Source organism: Pseudomonas sp. LAP_36, from assembly GCF_019456785.1.
Classification (GTDB): domain Bacteria; phylum Pseudomonadota; class Gammaproteobacteria; order Pseudomonadales; family Pseudomonadaceae; genus Aquipseudomonas; species Aquipseudomonas tritici.
Window position 1 is genome coordinate 909,028 of the sequence record NZ_JAHZMS010000002.1, and the last position, 19,753, is coordinate 928,780.

16 protein-coding genes and 4 tRNA genes are annotated in these 19,753 nt (G+C 58.5%); 5 read left to right on the plus strand and 15 right to left on the minus strand.

All coding sequences use genetic code 11. The features are described from left to right. The first annotated feature begins 41 nt into the window (after positions 1-41). A complete protein-coding gene (gene aceE, locus JBO08_RS09820) occupies positions 42-2,702 on the plus strand; it encodes a pyruvate dehydrogenase (acetyl-transferring), homodimeric type (RefSeq protein WP_065876009.1) in 2,661 nt (886 codons plus the stop codon). 1 nt (position 2,703) lies between these two features. Here aceE and JBO08_RS09825 read toward each other — a convergent pair whose 3' ends face one another. Further along, a complete protein-coding gene (locus JBO08_RS09825) occupies positions 2,704-3,477 on the minus strand; it encodes a DUF2242 domain-containing protein (RefSeq protein ID WP_065876008.1) in 774 nt (257 codons plus the stop codon). An 89-nt stretch (positions 3,478-3,566) separates the two neighbouring features. Beyond that, complete coding sequence (locus JBO08_RS09830) at positions 3,567-4,466, minus strand: LysR family transcriptional regulator (RefSeq protein ID WP_065876007.1); 900 nt, start codon at positions 4,464-4,466, stop codon at positions 3,567-3,569. A 118-nt stretch (positions 4,467-4,584) separates the two neighbouring features. On the opposite strand from JBO08_RS09830, the gene JBO08_RS09835 reads away from it, so the two are divergent. After that, positions 4,585-5,790, plus strand: coding sequence for an MFS transporter (locus tag JBO08_RS09835; RefSeq protein ID WP_065876006.1), 1,206 nt, complete (start codon positions 4,585-4,587; stop codon positions 5,788-5,790). Here JBO08_RS09835 and JBO08_RS09840 read toward each other — a convergent pair. The 11 genes from JBO08_RS09840 to JBO08_RS09890 form a co-directional block, all read right to left on the minus strand. After that, positions 5,737-6,261 (minus strand): GNAT family N-acetyltransferase, encoded by a 525-nt coding sequence (locus JBO08_RS09840; protein WP_065876005.1) that lies wholly within the window; start codon positions 6,259-6,261, stop codon positions 5,737-5,739. The two genes, JBO08_RS09835 and JBO08_RS09840, sit on opposite strands and share 54 nt — an antisense overlap. A gap of 99 nt (positions 6,262-6,360) precedes the next feature. Continuing rightward, the gene (locus JBO08_RS09845) at positions 6,361-8,235 is read right to left on the minus strand and encodes a SurA N-terminal domain-containing protein (RefSeq protein WP_220075209.1); all 1,875 of its coding nucleotides are present in this window, start codon (positions 8,233-8,235) and stop codon (positions 6,361-6,363) included. Between the two features lie 230 nt (positions 8,236-8,465). Further along, a complete protein-coding gene (locus tag JBO08_RS09850) occupies positions 8,466-8,738 on the minus strand; it encodes an HU family DNA-binding protein (protein ID WP_003174819.1) in 273 nt (90 codons plus the stop codon). Between the two features lie 148 nt (positions 8,739-8,886). Then, positions 8,887-11,283 carry an endopeptidase La gene (lon, locus tag JBO08_RS09855; protein ID WP_065890721.1) on the minus strand — a complete coding sequence of 799 codons (2,397 nt, stop codon included), beginning with the start codon at positions 11,281-11,283 and terminating at the stop codon, positions 8,887-8,889. A 173-nt stretch (positions 11,284-11,456) separates the two neighbouring features. Beyond that, a complete protein-coding gene (clpX, locus tag JBO08_RS09860) occupies positions 11,457-12,740 on the minus strand; it encodes an ATP-dependent Clp protease ATP-binding subunit ClpX (protein WP_017136464.1) in 1,284 nt (427 codons plus the stop codon). A 112-nt stretch (positions 12,741-12,852) separates the two neighbouring features. Further along, a complete protein-coding gene (gene clpP, locus JBO08_RS09865; RefSeq protein ID WP_017848147.1) occupies positions 12,853-13,488 on the minus strand; it encodes an ATP-dependent Clp endopeptidase proteolytic subunit ClpP in 636 nt (211 codons plus the stop codon). A gap of 91 nt (positions 13,489-13,579) precedes the next feature. Next, positions 13,580-14,890, minus strand: coding sequence for a trigger factor (gene tig / locus JBO08_RS09870; RefSeq protein WP_065876002.1), 1,311 nt, complete (start codon positions 14,888-14,890; stop codon positions 13,580-13,582). Between the two features lie 399 nt (positions 14,891-15,289). Continuing rightward, positions 15,290-15,365 (minus strand) — tRNA-His (locus JBO08_RS09875). 77 nt (positions 15,366-15,442) lie between these two features. Further along, positions 15,443-15,527, minus strand: a tRNA-Leu gene (locus JBO08_RS09880). 57 nt (positions 15,528-15,584) lie between these two features. Then, positions 15,585-15,660: transfer RNA gene (locus JBO08_RS09885), tRNA-His, on the minus strand. A gap of 32 nt (positions 15,661-15,692) precedes the next feature. Beyond that, positions 15,693-15,769: transfer RNA gene (locus JBO08_RS09890), tRNA-Arg, on the minus strand. Between the two features lie 279 nt (positions 15,770-16,048). Here JBO08_RS09890 and folD point away from each other — a divergent pair. Together folD and pbpG are read left to right on the plus strand one after the other, a co-directional pair. Next, positions 16,049-16,903 (plus strand): bifunctional methylenetetrahydrofolate dehydrogenase/methenyltetrahydrofolate cyclohydrolase FolD, encoded by an 855-nt coding sequence (gene folD, locus JBO08_RS09895; protein ID WP_065876001.1) that lies wholly within the window; start codon positions 16,049-16,051, stop codon positions 16,901-16,903. A 207-nt stretch (positions 16,904-17,110) separates the two neighbouring features. Continuing rightward, positions 17,111-18,034 carry a D-alanyl-D-alanine endopeptidase gene (gene pbpG / locus JBO08_RS09900; RefSeq protein WP_065876000.1) on the plus strand — a complete coding sequence of 308 codons (924 nt, stop codon included), beginning with the start codon at positions 17,111-17,113 and terminating at the stop codon, positions 18,032-18,034. Between the two features lie 149 nt (positions 18,035-18,183). Here the strand turns inward: pbpG and JBO08_RS09905 are convergent, their stop codons facing one another. After that, positions 18,184-18,846, minus strand: coding sequence for a C39 family peptidase (locus JBO08_RS09905; protein ID WP_065880961.1), 663 nt, complete (start codon positions 18,844-18,846; stop codon positions 18,184-18,186). Positions 18,847-19,056: 210 nt separating this feature from the next. Here JBO08_RS09905 and JBO08_RS09910 point away from each other — a divergent pair, with 210 nt between their 5' ends. Continuing rightward, positions 19,057-19,209 carry a hypothetical protein gene (locus JBO08_RS09910; protein WP_175403023.1) on the plus strand — a complete coding sequence of 51 codons (153 nt, stop codon included), beginning with the start codon at positions 19,057-19,059 and terminating at the stop codon, positions 19,207-19,209. Here the strand turns inward: JBO08_RS09910 and JBO08_RS09915 are convergent. Further along, the gene (locus JBO08_RS09915; RefSeq protein ID WP_049712574.1) at positions 19,206-19,616 is read right to left on the minus strand and encodes a hypothetical protein; all 411 of its coding nucleotides are present in this window, start codon (positions 19,614-19,616) and stop codon (positions 19,206-19,208) included. The genes JBO08_RS09910 and JBO08_RS09915 overlap by 4 nt on opposite strands. Positions 19,617-19,753 lie beyond the last annotated feature (137 nt).

The window sequence follows — 19,753 nt, forward strand, 5'->3', positions numbered from 1 at the left end:
AAGAGCCCGCCACTTGAATTCCGCCTACCCTGGAGCTCCACATGACCCCGAACAACGCAGTCAGACGCGACGACGATCCACAGGAAACCCGCGAGTGGCTGGAGTCCATCGAATCGGTGTTGTCCACCGAAGGCCGACCGCGCGCGCACTACTTGATCGATCAGTTGCTGGATTTCGACGTGGCGCGGCATGGCGACTTCTATGGGCGGGTGACCACCCCCTACGTCAACACCATCCCGGTGGACCGCCAACTGCCCTACCCTGGCAACCTGGCCATCGAACGCCGGACCAATGCGTTTATTCGCTGGAACGCCATGGCGATGGTATTGCGTGCAGGCAAACACTCCGGCGTTGGTGGGCATATTGCGACCTATGCGTCAGCTGCTGTGCTGTATGACGTAGGCTTCGATCACTTCTTCCGTGGGCGCACCGATACCTTTGACGGCGACCTGGTGTACATCCAGGGCCACTCCTCCCCTGGCATTTACGGCCGCGCCTACCTGGAAGGCCGCATCAGCGAAGCGCAACTCGACAACTTCCGCCGCGAGGCCGGTGGCGAGGGCATTTCGTCCTATCCGCACCCACGGCTGATGCCGGACTTCTGGCAATTCCCCACCGTGTCCATGGGCCTCGGCCCGATCACCGCCGCTTACCAGGCGCGCTTTATGCGCTATCTGGAATTGCGCGGCCTCAAGCAGCACCAAGGGCGCAAAGTCTGGGCCTTCCTCGGTGATGGCGAAATGGACCAGCCGGAATCCCTGGCCGCCATCTCCCTGGCGGGTCGCGAGAAACTCGACAACCTGATCTTCGTGGTCAACTGCAACCTGCAACGCCTGGACGGCCCCGTGCGCGGCAACGCCAAGGTGATCCAGGAGTTCGAAAGCCTGTACCGCGCCGCTGGCTGGAACGTGATCAAAGTGATCTGGGGCGGTGGCTGGGACGCGCTGCTGGAAAAAGATCAAAGCGGCCTGCTGCGCCAGCGCATGATGGAATGCGTGGACGGCGACTATCAGAACTACAAGTCCCAGAACGGCGCTTATGTGCGCGAACATTTCTTCGGCAAATATCCGGAATTGCTGGCGTTGGTTGCGGACATGTCCGACGACGATATCTGGAAACTTTCACGGGGCGGGCATGACCCGGACAAGGTCTACAACGCCTACGCCGCCGCCGTGCGCCACAACGGCCGACCTACCGTGATCCTGGCGAAAACCGTCAAGGGCTTTGGCATGGGCGAAGCTGGCGAAGGCCAGAACATCAACCACCAACTCAAGAAAATGGGCGCCGACGCTGTAAGAGCCTTCCGCGACCGCTTCGGCCTGGAAGTGGCCGACGACCAACTCGCCGAAATCCCATACATCAAGCCTGCCGCGGATAGCGAAGAAGCCCGCTACTTCGCTGCACGCCGCCAGGCCCTCGGCGGCTACGTACCGGCGCGACACAGTGCGGTCGAATCGTTGCAAATCCCTGAACTGAGCGCCTTTGCCACCCAGCTTAAAGACACCGGCGAACGCGCGATCTCCACTACCATGGCCTTCGTGCGCATCCTTGGCACCCTGCTCAAGGACCCGCACCTGGGCAAACTGATCGTGCCCATCGTGCCAGATGAATCGCGCACCTTCGGCATGGAAAGCCTGTTCCGTCAGATCGGTATCCATTCCGCCGTCGGCCAGCTCTATACCCCACAGGACGCCGGGCAACTGAGCTACTACAAGGAGAGCAAGGACGGACAGATCATGCAGGAAGGCCTGAATGAATCCGGCGCCATTTCCTCATGGATCGCGGCGAGTACGTCCTACAGCAACCACGGCCTGATGACCGTTCCGTTCTATATTTTCTACTCCATGTTCGGCTTCCAGCGCGTCGGTGACCTTGCCTGGGCGGCAGGCGATGCAAGGGCGCGCGGCTTCCTGCTCGGCGCCACGGCCGGCCGCACCACGCTGATGGGCGAAGGCTTGCAACATGACGATGGGCACAGCCATATCCTGTCGTCGGTGATTCCGTGCTGTGTGTCTTACGACCCGACGTTTGCCTACGAGCTGGCGGTGATCATTCGCGAAGGCATGCGGCGGATGTATGTCGACCAAGAGGACATTTACTACTACATCACCCTGCTCAACGAAAACTACCCGCACCCGGCGATGCCTGATGGCGTGGAAGATGGAATTCTCAAGGGTATGTACCGACTGAATGCCAGCGAGCAGGCCCAGGTGCAACTGATGGGCAGTGGCTCAATCCTGCGGGAAGTCATGGCGGCGGCTGAATTGCTGGAGAAAGACTTTGGCGTGCAAAGCAACGTGTGGAGCGCAACCAGCCTTACCGAATTGCGTCGCGATGGCCATGAGGCCGAGCGCTGGAACCTGCTGCACCCGGAGAGCGAGCCACGGCCAAGTTATGTGGAGCAATGCCTGGCCGGTGAAACGGGACCCGTGGTGGTGGCGACGGACTACATGAAGCTATTCGCCGATCAGATCCGCCCTTTCGTGCCTGGCCGGCGCTTTGTGGCACTGGGTACGGATGGCTTCGGGCAATCGGATACCCGAGAAACCCTGCGGGCATTTTTCGAAGTGGACCGGCACTTCATCGTGCTGGCGGCCTTGAAGGCGCTGGCGGATGACGGTGTGATCGGTCGCGATAAAGTCAGTGAGGCAATCAGCCGCTACGGGATCAACGTCGACAAGACGAACCCCGTAGCGGTCTGAGTTACTGTGCAGGCGTCGGCAGGGGCGGAATCGCTTCGGTCGGCGCAGGCAACTCCGGGTTGGTGGCAGCCGGTGCAGGCTCTGCTTGCGGGGCAATCGGCGCGGCCTCGGCAGGCGGCGTGACGGGTTGTGAAGCGGCAGGCGCGTCCTTCGGCGGCTCGACCTTCTCGGCAGCCGGGGCGGCTTTAGGTTCCGGCACCCCCAGGTCAGCCTTCGGCTTCTCAGGGATATTCTCGGCCTTCTTCACCTCTTGCGGCAGGAACACATCCACCAGCGCAAAGTAACGATCATAGAACTTCGGCGCGGACACGGTCTCACTGGCCACCTTCACCATCGAGTCATCGGTAGAGCCGATTGGCATCGACACGGACCCCAGCACACCCACCCCCACACTCGCGGAGTTGTTGACCTTCTTCAGCGCGTAGCGATCCTGCAAGGCGTTGGCAAACATCGTTGAATGGTTGGTGCCTTTGCCATCATCGGCACACACCACGTTGAAGCTGATCTGCAGGTGGCTCTCGCCCGTCTGCTGAAAGCTCTTGTTACCCACGACCACTTTCGAATCGTTACTGGTGATGATGTAGCCCTGGCTCAGCAGGGCACGCCGCGCGGCTTCGCACGCGGCGACATCACTGACCGGGTAATCCCGTGAAAACGTGCCGGAGTCGTCGAAGCTCTCATGTTCATAGATAGCGGTCTTGGGTGACGAGCAGCCCGCGGCGCCCGCCAACACCAGCGCCACCCCAAGGCCACGCAAGTAAAATGATGTCGACATTGAAAATCCCGAGGAAAACAGTCAGGGCCGTATTGTGCAACAGAACGAGGCCTTGGCGCGCGCATTCCTGTCGGTAAAACGTCACAGCCCTATGAGACGCCACCTGTAGGAAAAAGCCCGGCGCACATGTGATCAACAAATACGCGCAATTTAACCGACGCATGGCGACTTGATGGCCACAACATCCAGAAACTGCCCCGGTGTTCAAGGTAGTCATCCAGTACCCTTTGCAGGCGCCCCTCGCGCACAGCGCGGTTGACCATATAGTCCGGCAGGCAAGCGATACCCAACCCTTCGTGCACCACATGGTTGAGGGACTCGATGGTGGTACTGACCAGAGGCGCGCGTAAAAAGGGTTCCGAGGCGCCGGGGGCGATGCGCAGCGGCCAAGGTTCCAGTTTGCCTGTGGTACAGAACTTGTGGCGCAGGCAGGCATGCTCGCTCAACTGCTGCGGCTCTTTCGGCGTGCCATGCTGGCGAAAATAAGCCGGTGTACCGACCAGCACCAATTGGTAATGCCCCAGATGACGGGCCATCAGGCGCGAATCTTCCGGTTTGCCAGTGCGAATAACCGCGTCGAAACCTTCCTCGATCACGTCCACCATGCGGTCGGAAAAATCCACATCCAGCTCGATATCCGGGTAGGCCCGCATAAAATCGCTGAGCACCGGCATCAACAAACCGCGCACTTGCGGCACGCTGATGCGCAGCTTGCCCCGAGGCGTGGCGCTGGCTTCGGTCAGCTCGCGCTCAGCGGCCTCGACTTCGGCAAGGATACGCCGCGAACGCTCAAGGAACAGCGCGCCCTCGCTGGTCAAGGTGATGCTGCGGGTGCTGCGGTGAAACAGCCGCACACCCAAGCGCTCTTCCATCCGCGCGATGCTTTTGCCTACGGCCGAAGACGACACCCCCAGCGCACGCCCGGCGGCGGTGAAACTGCGAGTCTCCGCCACCTGCACGAATACCGAGAGTCTGCCAAGACTGTCCATGATGGGCCTTTGAAGATTGCGGACACTAAGGTCCGATAAGTTCGGAACCTTAGCCTGTTTTTCCGCCGACCACAGCCCCCTACTCTGCGTGCTCGACCTTTTGCATGGACAGAGCGCGATGACCTCCCTCACCGATTCCCCCGTCACAACCCGGCCTGAAACACTGCCGATGGCAGGCTTGCTGGCCCTGGCCAGTGCCGGCTTTATCACCATCCTCACCGAAGCCATGCCTGCCGGGCTCCTGCCGCAGATGGGCGAAGGCCTGGGCGTTTCGCCCGCGCTGGTTGGCCAATTGGTTACGCTTTACGCCCTGGGGTCACTGCTGGCGGCCATCCCGTTGACGCTGTTGACGCGAGGCTGGCGACGGCGGCCCTTGTTGCTGGTGGCCATTGGTGGCTTTGCGCTGGTCAACAGCGTGACCGCCCTTTCCAGCCACTATGGGCTGACCTTGGTGGCGCGCTTCTTCGCCGGCGTATTCGCCGGGCTGCTCTGGGCGTTACTGGCGGGTTATGCCAGCAGAATGGTTGCGCCACATCTGCAGGGCCGGGCGATTGCGGTGGCAATGCTGGGCGCCCCGTTGGCGCTGTCATTGGGTGTACCCGCCGGCACCTTTCTGGGCGCCGCGGTTGGCTGGCGCCTGAGTTTTGCGATCATGACCGGGCTGACCCTGGTGCTACTGATCTGGGCGCGCTGGCAGCTTCCGGATTTTGCCGGCGAACGCGGCGGAAAACGTTTGGGGCTGCATCAAGTGCTGACATTGCCGGGCATTCGTCCGGTGCTGTGGGTGACCTTCACCTACGTGCTGGCCCATAACATTCTCTATACCTATATCGCCCCGCTGTTGGTACCGGCGGGAATTGTTGCGGATATCGACCGGCTGCTGCTGGTGTTCGGCCTCGCCGCATTATTGAGCATCTGGCTGGCCGGCGTATTGATTGATCGGTGGTTGCGCGCACTGTTGCTGATCAGTTGCGCGCTGTTTGGCCTGATCGCCTTTGCGCTGGCGTTCTGGATTGACCTGCCAGCGGTCATCTACACCGCCGTCGCGCTATGGGGCCTGGCCTTCGGCGGACTGCCCGCGCTCCTGCAAACAGCGCTGGCCAAGTCGGCAGGCGAGTCGGCGGATGCCGCGCAGTCGATGCTGGTGACCGTTTGGAACCTGGGCATCGCGGGCGGCGGTTTGGCAGGCGGCGTGTTGCTCCAGGGGTGGGGTGTCGGCGCATTTCCGTGGGCGGTTGTGCTGCTGATGCTGCTGGCCCTGGCCGGCGCTCTACAGGCTGCGCCCCAACAACTGGCCCGGCCATCCCTCCAGGTCGAACGTTGAAATGCGCTCATAGCCACAGGACTCATAAAACCGCACCAGGTCGCCGGTCCCACCGCCGTAGCAGTCCACACGCAAACGCCTCACTCCCGCAGCACGGGCACGGTCGTCGGCGAAGGCCATGAGGCGCCGACCGATACCCCGTACACGCTGATCCCGCGCAGCGATCAGCAGCCGCACATAGACCTCCGGCTCTGTCGCTGCGGGCACATAAGCCATGGGCTCGCCCAACACGAGTGCGGCCAGGACCCGGCCGCCGCGTTCCTCTACCACCCACGCACCCGGCATCGCGCAGGCATCGGTTACTTGCGCAACCCGCCGCGGCGAGGCCGACCAAGGCTCGGTTCCCCATTGACCGTTATTGCCGATGGACACGAACCAGGCAATCACTTCGTCGAACACCTGCAAAACCGCCGGGGCATCCGCCACACTGGCCCGGCGGATCACCACCCCCTCACTTCCTTGATCGAACACGCTGAAAACTCCTTGGTCCGCGACAGTGAATGCCCAGTCTAGCGCACATAAAAAAACCCCCGGACTTTTCAGGCCGGGGGCTTCTTGTTCAAACCGACATCAGTACTTCTTGATGTCAGCCTTGGTTTCCAACTGCTTGCGGTACGCCGCGAAGTCCTGCTGCCCGACACGGGAAGCGAGGAAGCGGCGGTATTGCGCCTTTTCTTCATCCGTTGGTGCAGCGGCTTCGTTGACGCCGTTCAAGCGCACGATCACCAGGCTGCCGTCAGCCAGGGTCACGGTGGCGAAGGTCGGCTTGTCCTTGGCCGCAGGCTTGGGCATGCGGAACAGGGCTTGCAACACCGCAGGGTCGATCGCTTCCTGGCTACGGGTAGCCGCTTCAGTGACCTTCCAGGCCTGGCCGTCGACCGGCTGGTTCAGCGGGGTCTTGCCATCACGCAGGCTGGCGATCAATTCGTCAGCGTGAGTCTTGGCAGCCGCGCTGGCGCGCTCCTTGGCCATCTGCGTACGAATCGCGGCATTGACGCTTTCCAGCGGCAGTTGCGCAGGCTTCAGATGCTCCTTGGCACGCAGCACGATGATGGTTTCCGGGTCCAGCTCGATGGCGGCGCTGTTGGCACCCTCATCCAACACTTCCGGGCTGAAGGCAGCGGTGACCACGGCACGGTTGGCTGCAACAACTTCGCCACCTTCACGGCCAAACGGCGCGGAGGTATGCACGGTCAGCTTCAGGTCGGATGCCGGCTGGGCCAGGTCGGACGCTTCAAATGCCGCATCTTCCAATTGCTTGGTCGCTTCGACAAAACGCTGCTCGACTTGCTGCGCCTTGAGCTCTTTGGTCAACTTGTCTTTCAGGCTGGCAAACGTTGGCACTTGCGGTGCCTCAACGCCCAACAGCTTGATCAAGTGCCAACCGAAGGTGCTGCGCACTGGCGCCGAGACCTGGTCCTTGTTCAACGCGTACAACGCGGTTTCAAACTCCGGGTCGTAGACGCCTGGGCCGGCAAAGCCCAGATCGCCGCCACTGTTGGCCGAACCTGGATCCTGGGAGAACTCCTTGGCCAGGGCTTCGAACTTCTCCCCCTTGGCCAGGCGGGCCTGGATTTCTTCGATCTTGGCCTTGGCTTGCGCGTCGGTGACCTTGTCGTTGACTTCAATCAGGATGTGCGCCGCACGACGCTGTTCAGCGAGGTTGGCGGTTTCTTTCTGATAGGCAGCCTGCAGCTCATCGTCCTTGACGCTGACCTGGTCGAAGAAGGACGACTTCTTCAGTTCCAGGTAGTCGATAACCACTTGATCAGGGGTCATGAACTCTTTGGCGTGCTGATCGTAGTAAGCCTTGACCTCGTCGTCGGTGAGTTTCACCGCGGCAGGGTTGGCCTTGATGTTGACGGTGGCGAAGTCGCGGGTCTGTTTTTCCAGACGGGCGAATGCCAGCACTTCGGCGTCGGTGACGAAACCACTGCCGGCGATACCTGCGCGAACCTGACCGATGAGCATTTCCTGGGTCAGCATCTGACGGAATTGCATACGGCTGTAGCCCAGTTGACGAATCACCTGGTCAAAGCGTTCGGCGCTGAACTTGCCGTCCACCTGGAACTCCGGCGTCTGCAGGATCACCTGGTCCAGCGCAGCTTCAGAGAAGCCAAACTTGGAATCGGCCGCACCTTGCAGCAGCAGCTTGCGATCGATCAGACCCTTGAGGGCCGCCTCGCGCAGCAGTTTTTCGTCCAGCAGCGAAGCATCGAAATCCTTGCCCAGCTGTTGCATCAGCTGGCGACGTTGCATGTCGACGGCTTGGCTCAGCTCGGTCTGGGTGATCTCTTCACCGTTGACCTTGGCCACGTCCTGTTTACTGTTACCCGAAGCCTGGAAAATGGCTTCGATACCGGTGAACGCCATCAATGCGACGATGATCCCGATAATGGTCTTGGCAATCCAGCCTTGTGAATTGTCCCTGATATTTTGCAGCATGCGTCCCCCAGAAACGGTTGAACTTCAAAAATAGGCAACCGTGGAGCGTGGGTAGAGTCCGGATAGAAGAAAGGCGCATCCGAGGATGCGCCTTCTCGTAACTGGCGGAGCGGACGGGGGTTTGAACCCACACCCCCGGCGTAGCGACCCAATGGATACGTAGGTCAACTGCCGCTCCGCTGCCAGGCCAGACCTGCGTCCGACCCGGGTAGGTAAGGCTTGAGCGAAGCTTAGTTAACGGCTTCTTTCAGGGCTTTACCGGCTTTGAAACCTGGTTTCTTGGCAGCAGCGATTTGCAGTGCTTTGCCAGTCTGTGGGTTACGGCCAGTGCGAGCTGGGCGGTCAGTCACAGAGAAAGTACCGAAGCCTACCAGGACCACGGAGTCGCCGGCCTTCAGAGCGCCAGTGACGGATTCGATTACTGCATCCAGCGCACGGCCAGCAGCAGCTTTCGGGATATCAGCGGATGCAGCGATAGCATCAATCAGTTCCGACTTGTTCACTCTAAGTCCCCTTATATTTCTATTGAGTATGATTCTAAGTTTTTTGGTAAAAACAAAAGCCAGTGCTGAATGGCCTACAGACACTTAAGAGCCGCTTTATAACAAGGGCTCTAAAAAGCTGTCAAGGAAGCCACCCGGCTTAATCGCATTAATGCGTGCTAATTCTTTCCTTGGAATCTGACTCGCGTTTTTCATCCTTCGCGACAATCTCCGGAGCCACATCCGGCAAGGGCTCCGGCGCGTATTGCAGCGCAATTTGCAGGACCTCGTCAATCCATTTAACCGGTTTAATCTGAAGATCCTGCTTGATATTGTCAGGAATTTCTTTCAAGTCGCGAACATTCTCTTCAGGAATGATCACGGTCTTGATGCCACCCCGGTGTGCGGCGAGCAATTTCTCCTTCAGACCACCGATAGCCAGTACTTGACCACGCAGGGTAATTTCCCCGGTCATAGCGACATCGGCACGCACCGGAATGCCAGTCAATGCCGACACCAGGGCCGTGCACATCCCTACGCCTGCGCTAGGGCCGTCCTTCGGGGTCGCCCCTTCCGGCATGTGGATGTGCGTGTCGTGCTTCTCATGGAAGTCCAGGGGGATCCCCAGGCTCTTGGCGCGGCTGCGCACCACGGTCTGCGCGGCAGTGATGGACTCGACCATCACGTCACCCAGGGAACCGGTCTTGATCAGTTGGCCTTTGCCCGGGATCACCGCAGCTTCGATGGTCAGCAATTCGCCGCCCACTTGGGTCCACGCCAGGCCAGTGACCTGCCCTACCTGGTCCTGTTGCTCGGCCAGGCCGTAACTGAATTTACGCACGCCCAGGAAATGCTCCAGGGAGTCGGCGGTGACCTTCACCGAGAAGCGTTTTTCCAGCGCATGTTCCTTGACCGCTTTGCGGCAGATTTTCGCGATCTGGCGCTCCAGGCCCCGTACACCGGCCTCGCGGGTGTAATAACGCACGATGTCGCGGATCGTTTCGAGCTCGAACTCGATCTCGCCCTTCTTCAGGCCGTTGGCCGAAATCTGCTTGGGCGCGAGGTATTTGACCGCGATGTTGATCTTCTCGTCTTCGGTGTAGCCCGGCAGACGAATCACTTCCATCCGGTCCAGCAACGCTGGCGGGATGTTCATGGAGTTGGAGGTGCACAGGAACATTACGTCGGACAGGTCGTAATCGACTTCCAGGTAATGGTCGTTGAAATTGTGGTTCTGTTCCGGGTCGAGCACTTCGAGCAGGGCCGATGCCGGATCGCCACGCATGTCGCTGCCCATTTTGTCGATTTCATCGAGCAGGAACAGCGGGTTGCGCACACCCACTTTCGTCATCTTTTGAATCAATCTTCCTGGCATCGAACCGATGTAAGTCCGGCGATGACCACGAATTTCCGCTTCATCGCGCACACCGCCGAGGGCCATGCGCACGAATTTACGGTTGGTGGCATTGGCAATCGACTCAGCCAGGGAGGTTTTACCCACGCCAGGCGGCCCCACCAGGCACAACACCGGCCCACGAATTTTCTTCACGCGCTTTTGCACGGCGAGGTATTCGAGGATGCGTTCTTTGACTTCTTCGAGGCCGTAGTGATCGGCGTCGAGGATATCCTCAGCGCGAGCCAGGTCCAGGCGCACTTTGGTCTGGGCCTTCCACGGCACCTGCACCAGCCAGTCGATGTAGGAGCGCACCACGGTGGCTTCAGCCGACATCGGCGACATTTGCTTGAGCTTGTTCAGCTCGGCGTTAGCCTTGGTCAGGGCGTCTTTCGGCAGGCCGGCGGCATCGATGCGCTTTTTCAGCTCTTCGATTTCGTTGTGGCCTTCCTCGCTGTCGCCGAGTTCTTTCTGGATGGCCTTCATCTGCTCATTCAGGTAGTACTCGCGCTGGCTGCGCTCCATTTGTTTCTTCACACGGCCACGGATGCGTTTCTCAACCTGCAACAGGTCGATTTCGCCATCCAGCAGCGCTAGCACATGCTCAACACGGGCCGACAGGTCGATGATTTCGAGGATGTCTTGCTTCTGCTCGATTTTCAGCGCCATGTGCGCGGCCATGGTGTCGACCAGGCGGCTTGGCTCATCAATGCTGTTGAGGGAAGACAGGACTTCAGCCGGGACTTTCTTGCCCAACTGCACATACTGCTCGAATTGCGAGAGCAGGCTGCGTACAAAAACTTCCGACTCACGCTCAGGGGCTTCGACTTCGTCGATCAGCGCGACTTCGGCGCGCAGGTGGCCGTCCACCTCCATGAAGCGTTCGACCGCACCCCGTTGCTCACCTTCCACCAGCACCTTGACAGTGCCATCAGGCAGCTTGAGCAATTGCAGCACGGTAGCAATGGTGCCCACGCGATACAGGGCATCTTCGCCTGGATCATCATCAGCAGGATTTCTCTGGGCCAACAGCAGGATCTGCTTGTCGCCCGTCATCGCGGCCTCGAGGGCTTCGATAGACTTCTCGCGCCCCACGAACAGCGGGATAACCATGTGCGGATAGACGACGACATCACGCAACGGCAGGAGAGGCAATTCAATGGTTGTCTTCATGATTTCGCCTCTATGACAGTTGAAAAATAAACTTGAAACCAAGATGGGGGCTGCATGCAAAAAAAACAAGCTTATTGCCAGCAGTTAAACGCAGTAAACGCTTTGGAGTAAAAACGCTGTAAAAACAAAGGGGCCCCTGGAGGCCCCTTGTTTATACCGAAACTGCGAAACGCTTACGCGTCTGGCGCAGCCTTGGCAGCCGGCTCACTGTTTTCGTAGATATACAGTGGCTTGGACTTGCCTTCTATAACGCTTTCGTCGATCACCACTTTACTCACCTCGGACTGCGAGGGGATTTCGTACATGGTGTCGAGCAACACGCCTTCCAGAATCGAACGCAGGCCACGTGCACCGGTCTTGCGCTCCAGTGCCCGCTTGGCCACTGATTTGAGTGCGTCGGTACGGAACTCGAGGTCTACACCTTCCATCTCGAACAGCTTGGCGTATTGCTTGGTCAGGGCGTTTTTCGGCTCGGTGAGGATCTGAATCAGAGCAGCCTCATCCAATTCGTCCAACGTGGCCAGGACGGGCAGACGGCCAACGAATTCCGGGATCAGACCGAACTTGACCAGATCGTCAGGCTCGACTTCACGCAGGGACTCGCCCACCTTCTTGCCTTCTTCCTTGCTGCGTACTTCTGCACCGAAACCAATGCCGCCCCGGGTGGAACGTTGCTGGATAACTTTTTCCAGCCCGGAGAACGCACCGCCACAGATGAACAGGATGTTGCGCGTATCAACCTGAAGGAATTCCTGCTGCGGGTGCTTGCGGCCGCCTTGTGGCGGTACGGAAGCAACCGTGCCTTCGATCAGTTTCAACAGGGCTTGCTGCACGCCTTCACCGGAAACATCCCGAGTGATCGACGGGTTGTCAGACTTGCGCGAAATCTTATCGATTTCGTCGATGTAGACAATACCCATCTGGGCTTTCTCTACGTCGTAGTCGCACTTCTGCAGCAGCTTCTGAATGATGTTCTCGACGTCTTCACCCACGTATCCAGCCTCGGTGAGGGTGGTGGCGTCGGCGATAGTGAACGGAACGTTGAGCAGACGAGCGAGGGTTTCTGCAAGCAGGGTTTTACCCGAGCCTGTAGGACCGATCAGCAAGATGTTGCTCTTGCCGAGTTCGACTTCGTCGCCTTTCTTGTCACGCTGGTTCAAGCGCTTGTAGTGGTTGTATACCGCTACGGCCAAAACCTTCTTTGCACGCTCTTGACCAATCACGTATTGATCAAGGATGCCGCTGATTTCTTTAGGCGAAGGCAATTTATGCGCGCTGCTTTCGGCCTGGGCTTCCTGCACCTCCTCACGGATGATGTCATTGCACAGGTCGACGCACTCGTCGCAGATAAAGACCGAGGGGCCGGCAATCAATTTGCGTACTTCATGCTGGCTTTTGCCACAGAAGGAGCAATAGAGCAGCTTGCCGTTGTCCTCGCCGTTGCGGGTGTCAGTCATTCGTTCGATCCAAATCCGATAGGCTTGCAACACAAGATGAAGGCTTATGCGGGCTTTTTCAAGCCCGCCAGTGGTCGGACATGCCGACCGGCCCTATTTTGAGCGGCTTATATTAAGCGGGGCGCTTGTCGATCACGGCGTCGATCAGCCCGTAGTCACGCGCGGCCTCGGCACTCATGAAGTTGTCGCGGTTGGTATCGCGCTCGATTTCTTCCAGGGTGTGCCCGCTGTGCTTGGCCATCAACGTATTGAGACGCTCGCGAATGAACAGGATTTCCTTGGCGTGGATTTCGATGTCCGACGCCTGGCCCTGGAAACCGCCCAGTGGCTGGTGAATCATCACGCGCGAGTTAGGCAGGCAATAACGCTTGCCTTCGGCACCCGCAGTCAGCAGGAACGCGCCCATGCTGCAAGCCTGGCCAATGCAAGTGGTGGATACGTTCGGCTTGATGAATTGCATGGTGTCGTAGATCGACATGCCCGCAGTCACCGAACCGCCCGGTGAGTTGATGTAGAGATGGATGTCCTTGTCCGGGTTTTCCGCTTCAAGGAACAGCAGCTGCGCACAGATCAGGTTGGCCATGTAGTCCTCTACCGGGCCCACCAGAAAAATCACTCGCTCCTTGAGCAGGCGCGAGTAGATGTCGTAGGCGCGTTCGCCACGAGCGGACTGCTCGACAACCATCGGGACCAGGCCGCCAGCGGCCTGGATATCAGAGTTCTGCTGAATATAGGAATTACGGAACATGCTCTGCAGTTACTCCCAAATAGTCATGTCTTGAAAACGCATAAGCCAGCGCGAGGCTGGCTTATGGTTGAATTTCCAACGAGTTGGACAATCAGTCGGCTTGTGGTGCTTCCGCCGGTTTGACTGCTTCTTCGTAAGAGACCGCTTTATCGGTCACCTTAGCCTTCTGCAGAACAGTATCCACAACTTGTTCTTCCAGCACAACCGAACGTACTTCGTTCAGTTGCTGGTCGTTCTTGTAGTACCAAGCCACAACCTGCTCAGGCTCCTGGTAGGCCGAAGCCATTTCCTGGATCATTTCGCGAACGCGGTCTTCGTCAGGCTTGAGGTCGAACTGCTTGACCACTTCTGCCACGATCAGACCCAGGACGACGCGGCGCTTGGCTTGCTCTTCGAACAGCTCGGCCGGCAGTTGATCAGGCTTGATGTTGCCACCAAATTGCTGAACAGCTTGTACGCGCAGGCGATCCACTTCGTTGGACAGCAGTGCCTTAGGCACTTCGATCGGGTTGGCAGCCAGCAGACCGTCCATGACCTGGTTCTTGACCTTGGATTTGATGGCCTGACGCAGCTCGCGCTCCATGTTCTTGCGAACTTCGGTGCGGAAGCCTTCGATGCCGGTTTCCTTGATACCGAATTGAGCGAAGAACTCTTCGTTCAGCTCAGGCAGCTTAGGCTCGGAAACGCTGTTGACGGTCACGGTGAACTCGGCGGCTTTGCCAGCCAGGTCCAGGTTCTGGTAGTCAGCAGGGAATTCCAGGTTCAGAACACGCTCTTCGCCGGCTTTGGCGCCAACCAGGCCGTCTTCAAAGCCAGGGATCATGCGGTTGGAACCCAGCACCAGCTGAGTACCCTTGGCGGAGCCGCCAGCGAAGACTTCGCCGTCAACCTTGCCAACGAAATCGATGTTCAACTGGTCTTCGTTCTGGGCAGCACGCTCGGCTACTTCAAAACGGGTGTTCTGCTTGCGCAGGATTTCCAGCATGTTGTCCAGGTCCGAATCAGCCACTTCGGCGCTCAGGCGCTCGATAGCAATACCGTCGAAACCGGCCACTTCGAATTCTGGGAACACTTCGAATACGGCAACGTATTCCAGGTCCTTGCCCGCTTCGAGGGACTTAGGCTCGATCGACGGCGAACCTGCTGGGTTCAGCTTTTGCTCAACCACTGCTTCGTAGAAAGAAGCCTGGATTACGTCACCAACAGCTTCCTGGCGCGCATCAGCACCAAAACGGCGCTTGATTTCGCTCATTGGCACTTTGCCTGGACGGAAACCAGCGATCTTGGCCTTTTGGGCAGTCTGCTGCAGACGCTTGTTGACCGCAGTCTCAATACGCTCTGCCGGAACGGTGATGCTCAGGCGGCGCTCGAGAGCAGTAGTATTTTCAACAGAAACTTGCATGGATATTCCTCGTTGCACAGACGTTAGCCGGCCATTTCCGACCCCAATCAAGGGCATGCATTCTAGTGGGTCAAACTCAAGAAGTCACCCTACTGAAAATACGCCCGAAAACAGCCGGCAATTTATCGGTACGAAGGCACTGACGCACCTCGCCCCGGTGACAAATACAGCCAAGTACGCCAGGGCTCTGCGCCGCCTCTTCTATATATAGAAGAAGTCGTCTGCACCCCCTTGGCGGCCAACCCCTCAAACAGGGCCAGCAGGCAGTGCGGCATCATCGAGATACATAAATACGACGAAACGCCCTGCCGTTGCGACCCACTACCTGCAGCCGCCGAATATTCGTACCGCTGAAACCAAAAAAGGCGCCAGACTGTTAAATCTGGCGCCTTTCGAATATGGGGTGGACGAAGGGGATCGAACCCTCGACAACGGGAGTCACAATCCCGTGCTCTACCAACTGAGCTACGCCCACCATATTGCGTTAACAAAGAAACCAAACCACTTCTTTGTTTAGCCCTGCCCTGCCTTTCGACATGGCCAAGCCTTGTTTGGTGCGGATGAAGAGACTCGAACTCTTACGCCTCGCGGCGCTGGAACCTAAATCCAGTGTGTCTACCAATTCCACCACATCCGCGCTTGTAGCTCTTAAAGCAAAGGCGCCAGACGATTAATCTGGCGCCTTTTCAAAATATGGGGTGGACGAAGGGGATCGAACCCTCGACAACGGGAGTCACAATCCCGTGCTCTACCAACTGAGCTACGCCCACCAACTAGCGCTACTTGTGCCAAAGCTGCCTAATGGCGCACCCGGCAGGACTCGAACCTGCGACCATCCGCTTAGAAGGCGGATGCTCTATCCAGCTGAGCTACGGGCGCCTGATTAATCTGTACTCTTGGAGGATTACAAACTAAGTGCTTCCAGCCTTGCAGAACAACACTCTATTCTGCTCGACCTTCTTAACCAGTGCTAGGCTGTGCCCGACAAGTGCGACGAATAGTATAGAGGGCCTGGAAACCCGTCAAATCTTTTTTGAAAAAAACTGATTTTATTTAAGGGGTTAGGGCAATTTGCAGACCAAGCGCCTTTGCCCTCACGTCATGGCATGCGAGAATGCGCGCACTTTTCTTCCCCCTCTCGATGGTTAATCACGCGTAATGACTGCACAACTTATCGACGGCAAATCAATCGCCGCCAGCCTGCGCCAGCAGATCGCCAAACGCGTCACCGAGCGTGGCCAGCAAGGCCTGCGCACGCCTGGCCTCGCGGTGATCCTGGTCGGCAGCGATCCTGCGTCCCAGGTTTATGTCTCGCACAAGCGCAAAGACTGTGAAGAGGTCGGCTTTATTTCCAAAGCCTACGACTTACCTTCCGAGACCACCCAGCAGGCGCTTACTGACCTGATCGACGGTCTCAACGACGACCCGAAGATCGATGGCATCCTGCTCCAACTGCCTTTGCCCGAGCACCTGGACGCGTCCAAATTGCTGGAGCGCATCCGCCCGGACAAGGACGTCGACGGCTTCCACCCTTATAACGTCGGCCGCCTGGCCCAGCGTATCCCGCTGCTGCGCCCGTGCACGCCGAAAGGCATCATGACCCTGCTGGAAAGCACCGGTGTCGACCTGTATGGCCTTGATGCCGTGGTTGTCGGCGCGTCCAACATCGTCGGCCGCCCGATGGCCATGGAACTGCTGCTGGCCGGCTGCACCGTGACCGTCACCCACCGCTTCACCAAAGACCTCGCCGGCCACGTTGGCCGCGCCGATCTGGTCGTTGTCGCCGCCGGTAAGCCGGGCCTGGTCAAGGGTGAGTGGATCAAGCAAGGCGCCATCGTCATCGACGTGGGCATCAACCGCCAGGAAGACGGCAAACTGGTGGGGGACGTGGTGTACGAAACCGCCCTGCCCCGCGCCGGCTGGATTACTCCAGTACCGGGTGGAGTTGGCCCGATGACGCGTGCCTGCCTATTGGAAAACACCTTGTACGCCGCAGAAACCCTGCACGATTAATAACCAGGTGTACTGAAAAAGCCCTGTCTTATCGCAGGGCTTTTTATTGCCCGCAAAAAAACTCTTTTTTCTTAGTTTTTAGGAACTTTCATCTGGCTTTAGAAGAACATTCGACAGTTTCTGATCCATACTCCTAAAATGTAACGGCATTTATCAAAAACCCGTTCCCCAACGGTATTTCCTTACTTTTTTAGCGAGTTCATCCGCGTGAAAATTCGTCTCTCTATTGTCAGCCTATTTTTTGCTTTCACAGGCACCTTCGCGCAAGCAGCCGAAACCACCCAGGCTCCGCGTGATACCTCCAAGCTGCAGATCGCTTCAGGCAGCGCCATGCTGGTGGACCTGCAGACCAATAAGGTCATCTATTCCAGCAACCCCGACGTGGTGGTGCCCATTGCCTCGGTGAGCAAGCTGATGACCGGCCTGATCGTGCTCGAAGCCAAGCAGAACATGGATGAGTACATCGATATCAATATCAAGGACACGCCGGAAATGAAAGGTGTGTTCTCCCGCGTGAAAATCGGCAGCGAAATGCCGCGCAAAGAGATGTTGCTGATCGCCCTGATGTCGTCAGAAAACCGCGCCGCCGCCAGCCTGGCCCACCACTACCCAGGCGGCTATCCAGCGTTTATCGCGGCGATGAACGCCAAGGCCAAAGCGCTGGGCATGACCAGCACCCACTACGTCGAGCCTACTGGCCTGTCGATTCATAACGTGTCCACCGCCCGTGACCTGAGCAAATTGCTGGCCGCCGCGCGCCACTACCCGCTGCTCAGCCAACTGAGTACCACCAAGGAAAAGACCGTTTCGTTCCGCAAACCCAACTATACCCTGGGTTTCTCCAACACCGATCACCTGATCAACCGCGCCAACTGGGACATCAAGCTGACCAAGACCGGCTTCACCAACCAGGCCGGCCACTGCCTGGTGCTGGTGACCAGCATGGGTAACCGCCCGGTGTCGTTGGTGATCCTGGATGCCTTCGGCAAATTCACGCACTTTGCCGATGCCAGCCGGATTCGTAATTGGGTTGAAACCGGTAAGAGCGGCTCGGTGCCGGATGTGGCATTGCGCTACAAGGCGGACAAGAACCTGAAGAACCGTCCTAACGCTGCGGAAGTGCGTCGCTAAACACGCACTACCTATGTGGGAGCTGGCTTGTGTGGGAGTCGGGCTTGCCCGCGATGCAGACACTGCGGTGTTTCAGTGGCACCGCGGAGATGCTATCGCAGGCAAGCCAGCTCCCACACAAGCCCCACATTGGATCGTCGGTGTTTTCCTTACTTGCGTTCCGCCAACACTTTAAGTGCCTGCGCCGCCGCCCGTTCCTGCCCCGCCTGGGCCGTTGCATTAGCCGAATCCCGCCAGCGTTGCGCATCCACATTGGCCGGCAACTGGCTAGGGCGCTGGGTGAGGATTGCCCAACTCCCCGCGCTCTTCCACTTCGATTCAAAGTCGCTGAAGCTCATCAACAGGCGCCGGTCCATCCCGGAGCGCAGTAGCACGGTGCTTTTCTGCTGATTGAACCCGACCACGACCACATAATGCGCGTCAGACCACATCCCACCACCAATCCGCGCCATCACCGGGTAACCCGCCGCCACCTGCGCCAGCACCGCCGTCAGCTCTGCATCCAGCGGATACACCATGAGCCCGTATTCACGCGCCAGCACCTGCATGTTGCGTTCAAGGTCTGCCTCGGCGCCCGGTAAACGCAGCGGCTTATCCAGCAGGCCCGGTGTCATGACAATGCCTTGTTGCGACAGCATGCTGGCTAAAGCCGTAGGACCGCTCTGATAAGCCTCGCTCCGAAAAGTCGGCACGCCATTGAGCTCGACGCGCTCCGGCAGGCCCGCCAGCCTCGATGGGGTTGCAGAACAGGCCGCAAGCCCCAGGGCACAGGCGAGCAACACGGATGTTTTAAGGTTCGACCGTAACCGCAATTTTCTACTCTCTTGATCAACTGCCGGTGAGGGCCCTGATCATAGGACGCTCTGCCACGCGGGTATAGCCCGCAGGCTTAGTAAAGGGAGTGGATAGAGCAAAGAAGTTGGTCAGACACGACCATTGGTCAATAGCAGGCAACCGCCAGCTAGCTAGACTGTCCCTTGAGAAGACTGTGTGTGCCCCGAACGGGGCGAAAGGAGGCCCGAATGAGCCTTGCAACAACGATTTTCCTGTTGATCTGCGGCTGGCTGGCGGTAGCCGGCGCCATGTTGTGGGGGGTGTTGCGCATTACCCGCCGGCACCATCACCCCCACGCCAAACCCGCCAAGCCTCATAAGGCAGCGGTGCATCACGCCTAGCCAGGCATGCAATTGAAATCCTGAGTCGCCGCGACTTCCTTGCCGTGGCCATCCTCCAGGGATGCGCGCACGGTCGTGCCCAGGCTGGATTCCACCAAGGTGTAGTGCTCACCCGCCTTGAAGTCCTTGTACTCGACCCGGCCCTGGCAGTCCTGCTGGTTGTCGTCGCCTGGTTCTTCCTCGAATAACGTCACATCCAGGCGATGATCTCCCGGCGTCACTTCAAAAAAACGCCCATCATCCACGCGTTTTCCATCCACTCGCTCAGCCATCAGGTCGTTAGGCGCTTCTTCCTTCAAGCCGATCCAGGCTTCGCTCGGGTCGGCTTTTGGAATGGGGCCGGCGCAGGCCGATAACAGCAGCACAGCACCGAGGGCGGGAATCAACAACAGGGGTTTGAGTGACATGGCAGGGCTCCAAAAAAAGACGATGTGTCCGATGGGTTACAAGCTTGGTGAGCGCGCCTGTTTAGAACAAATGAATACATATGAAACGATCTTCAGCCCTTACCTAAATGTTCCTTCACCTGGCTGAAAGGTGCGTG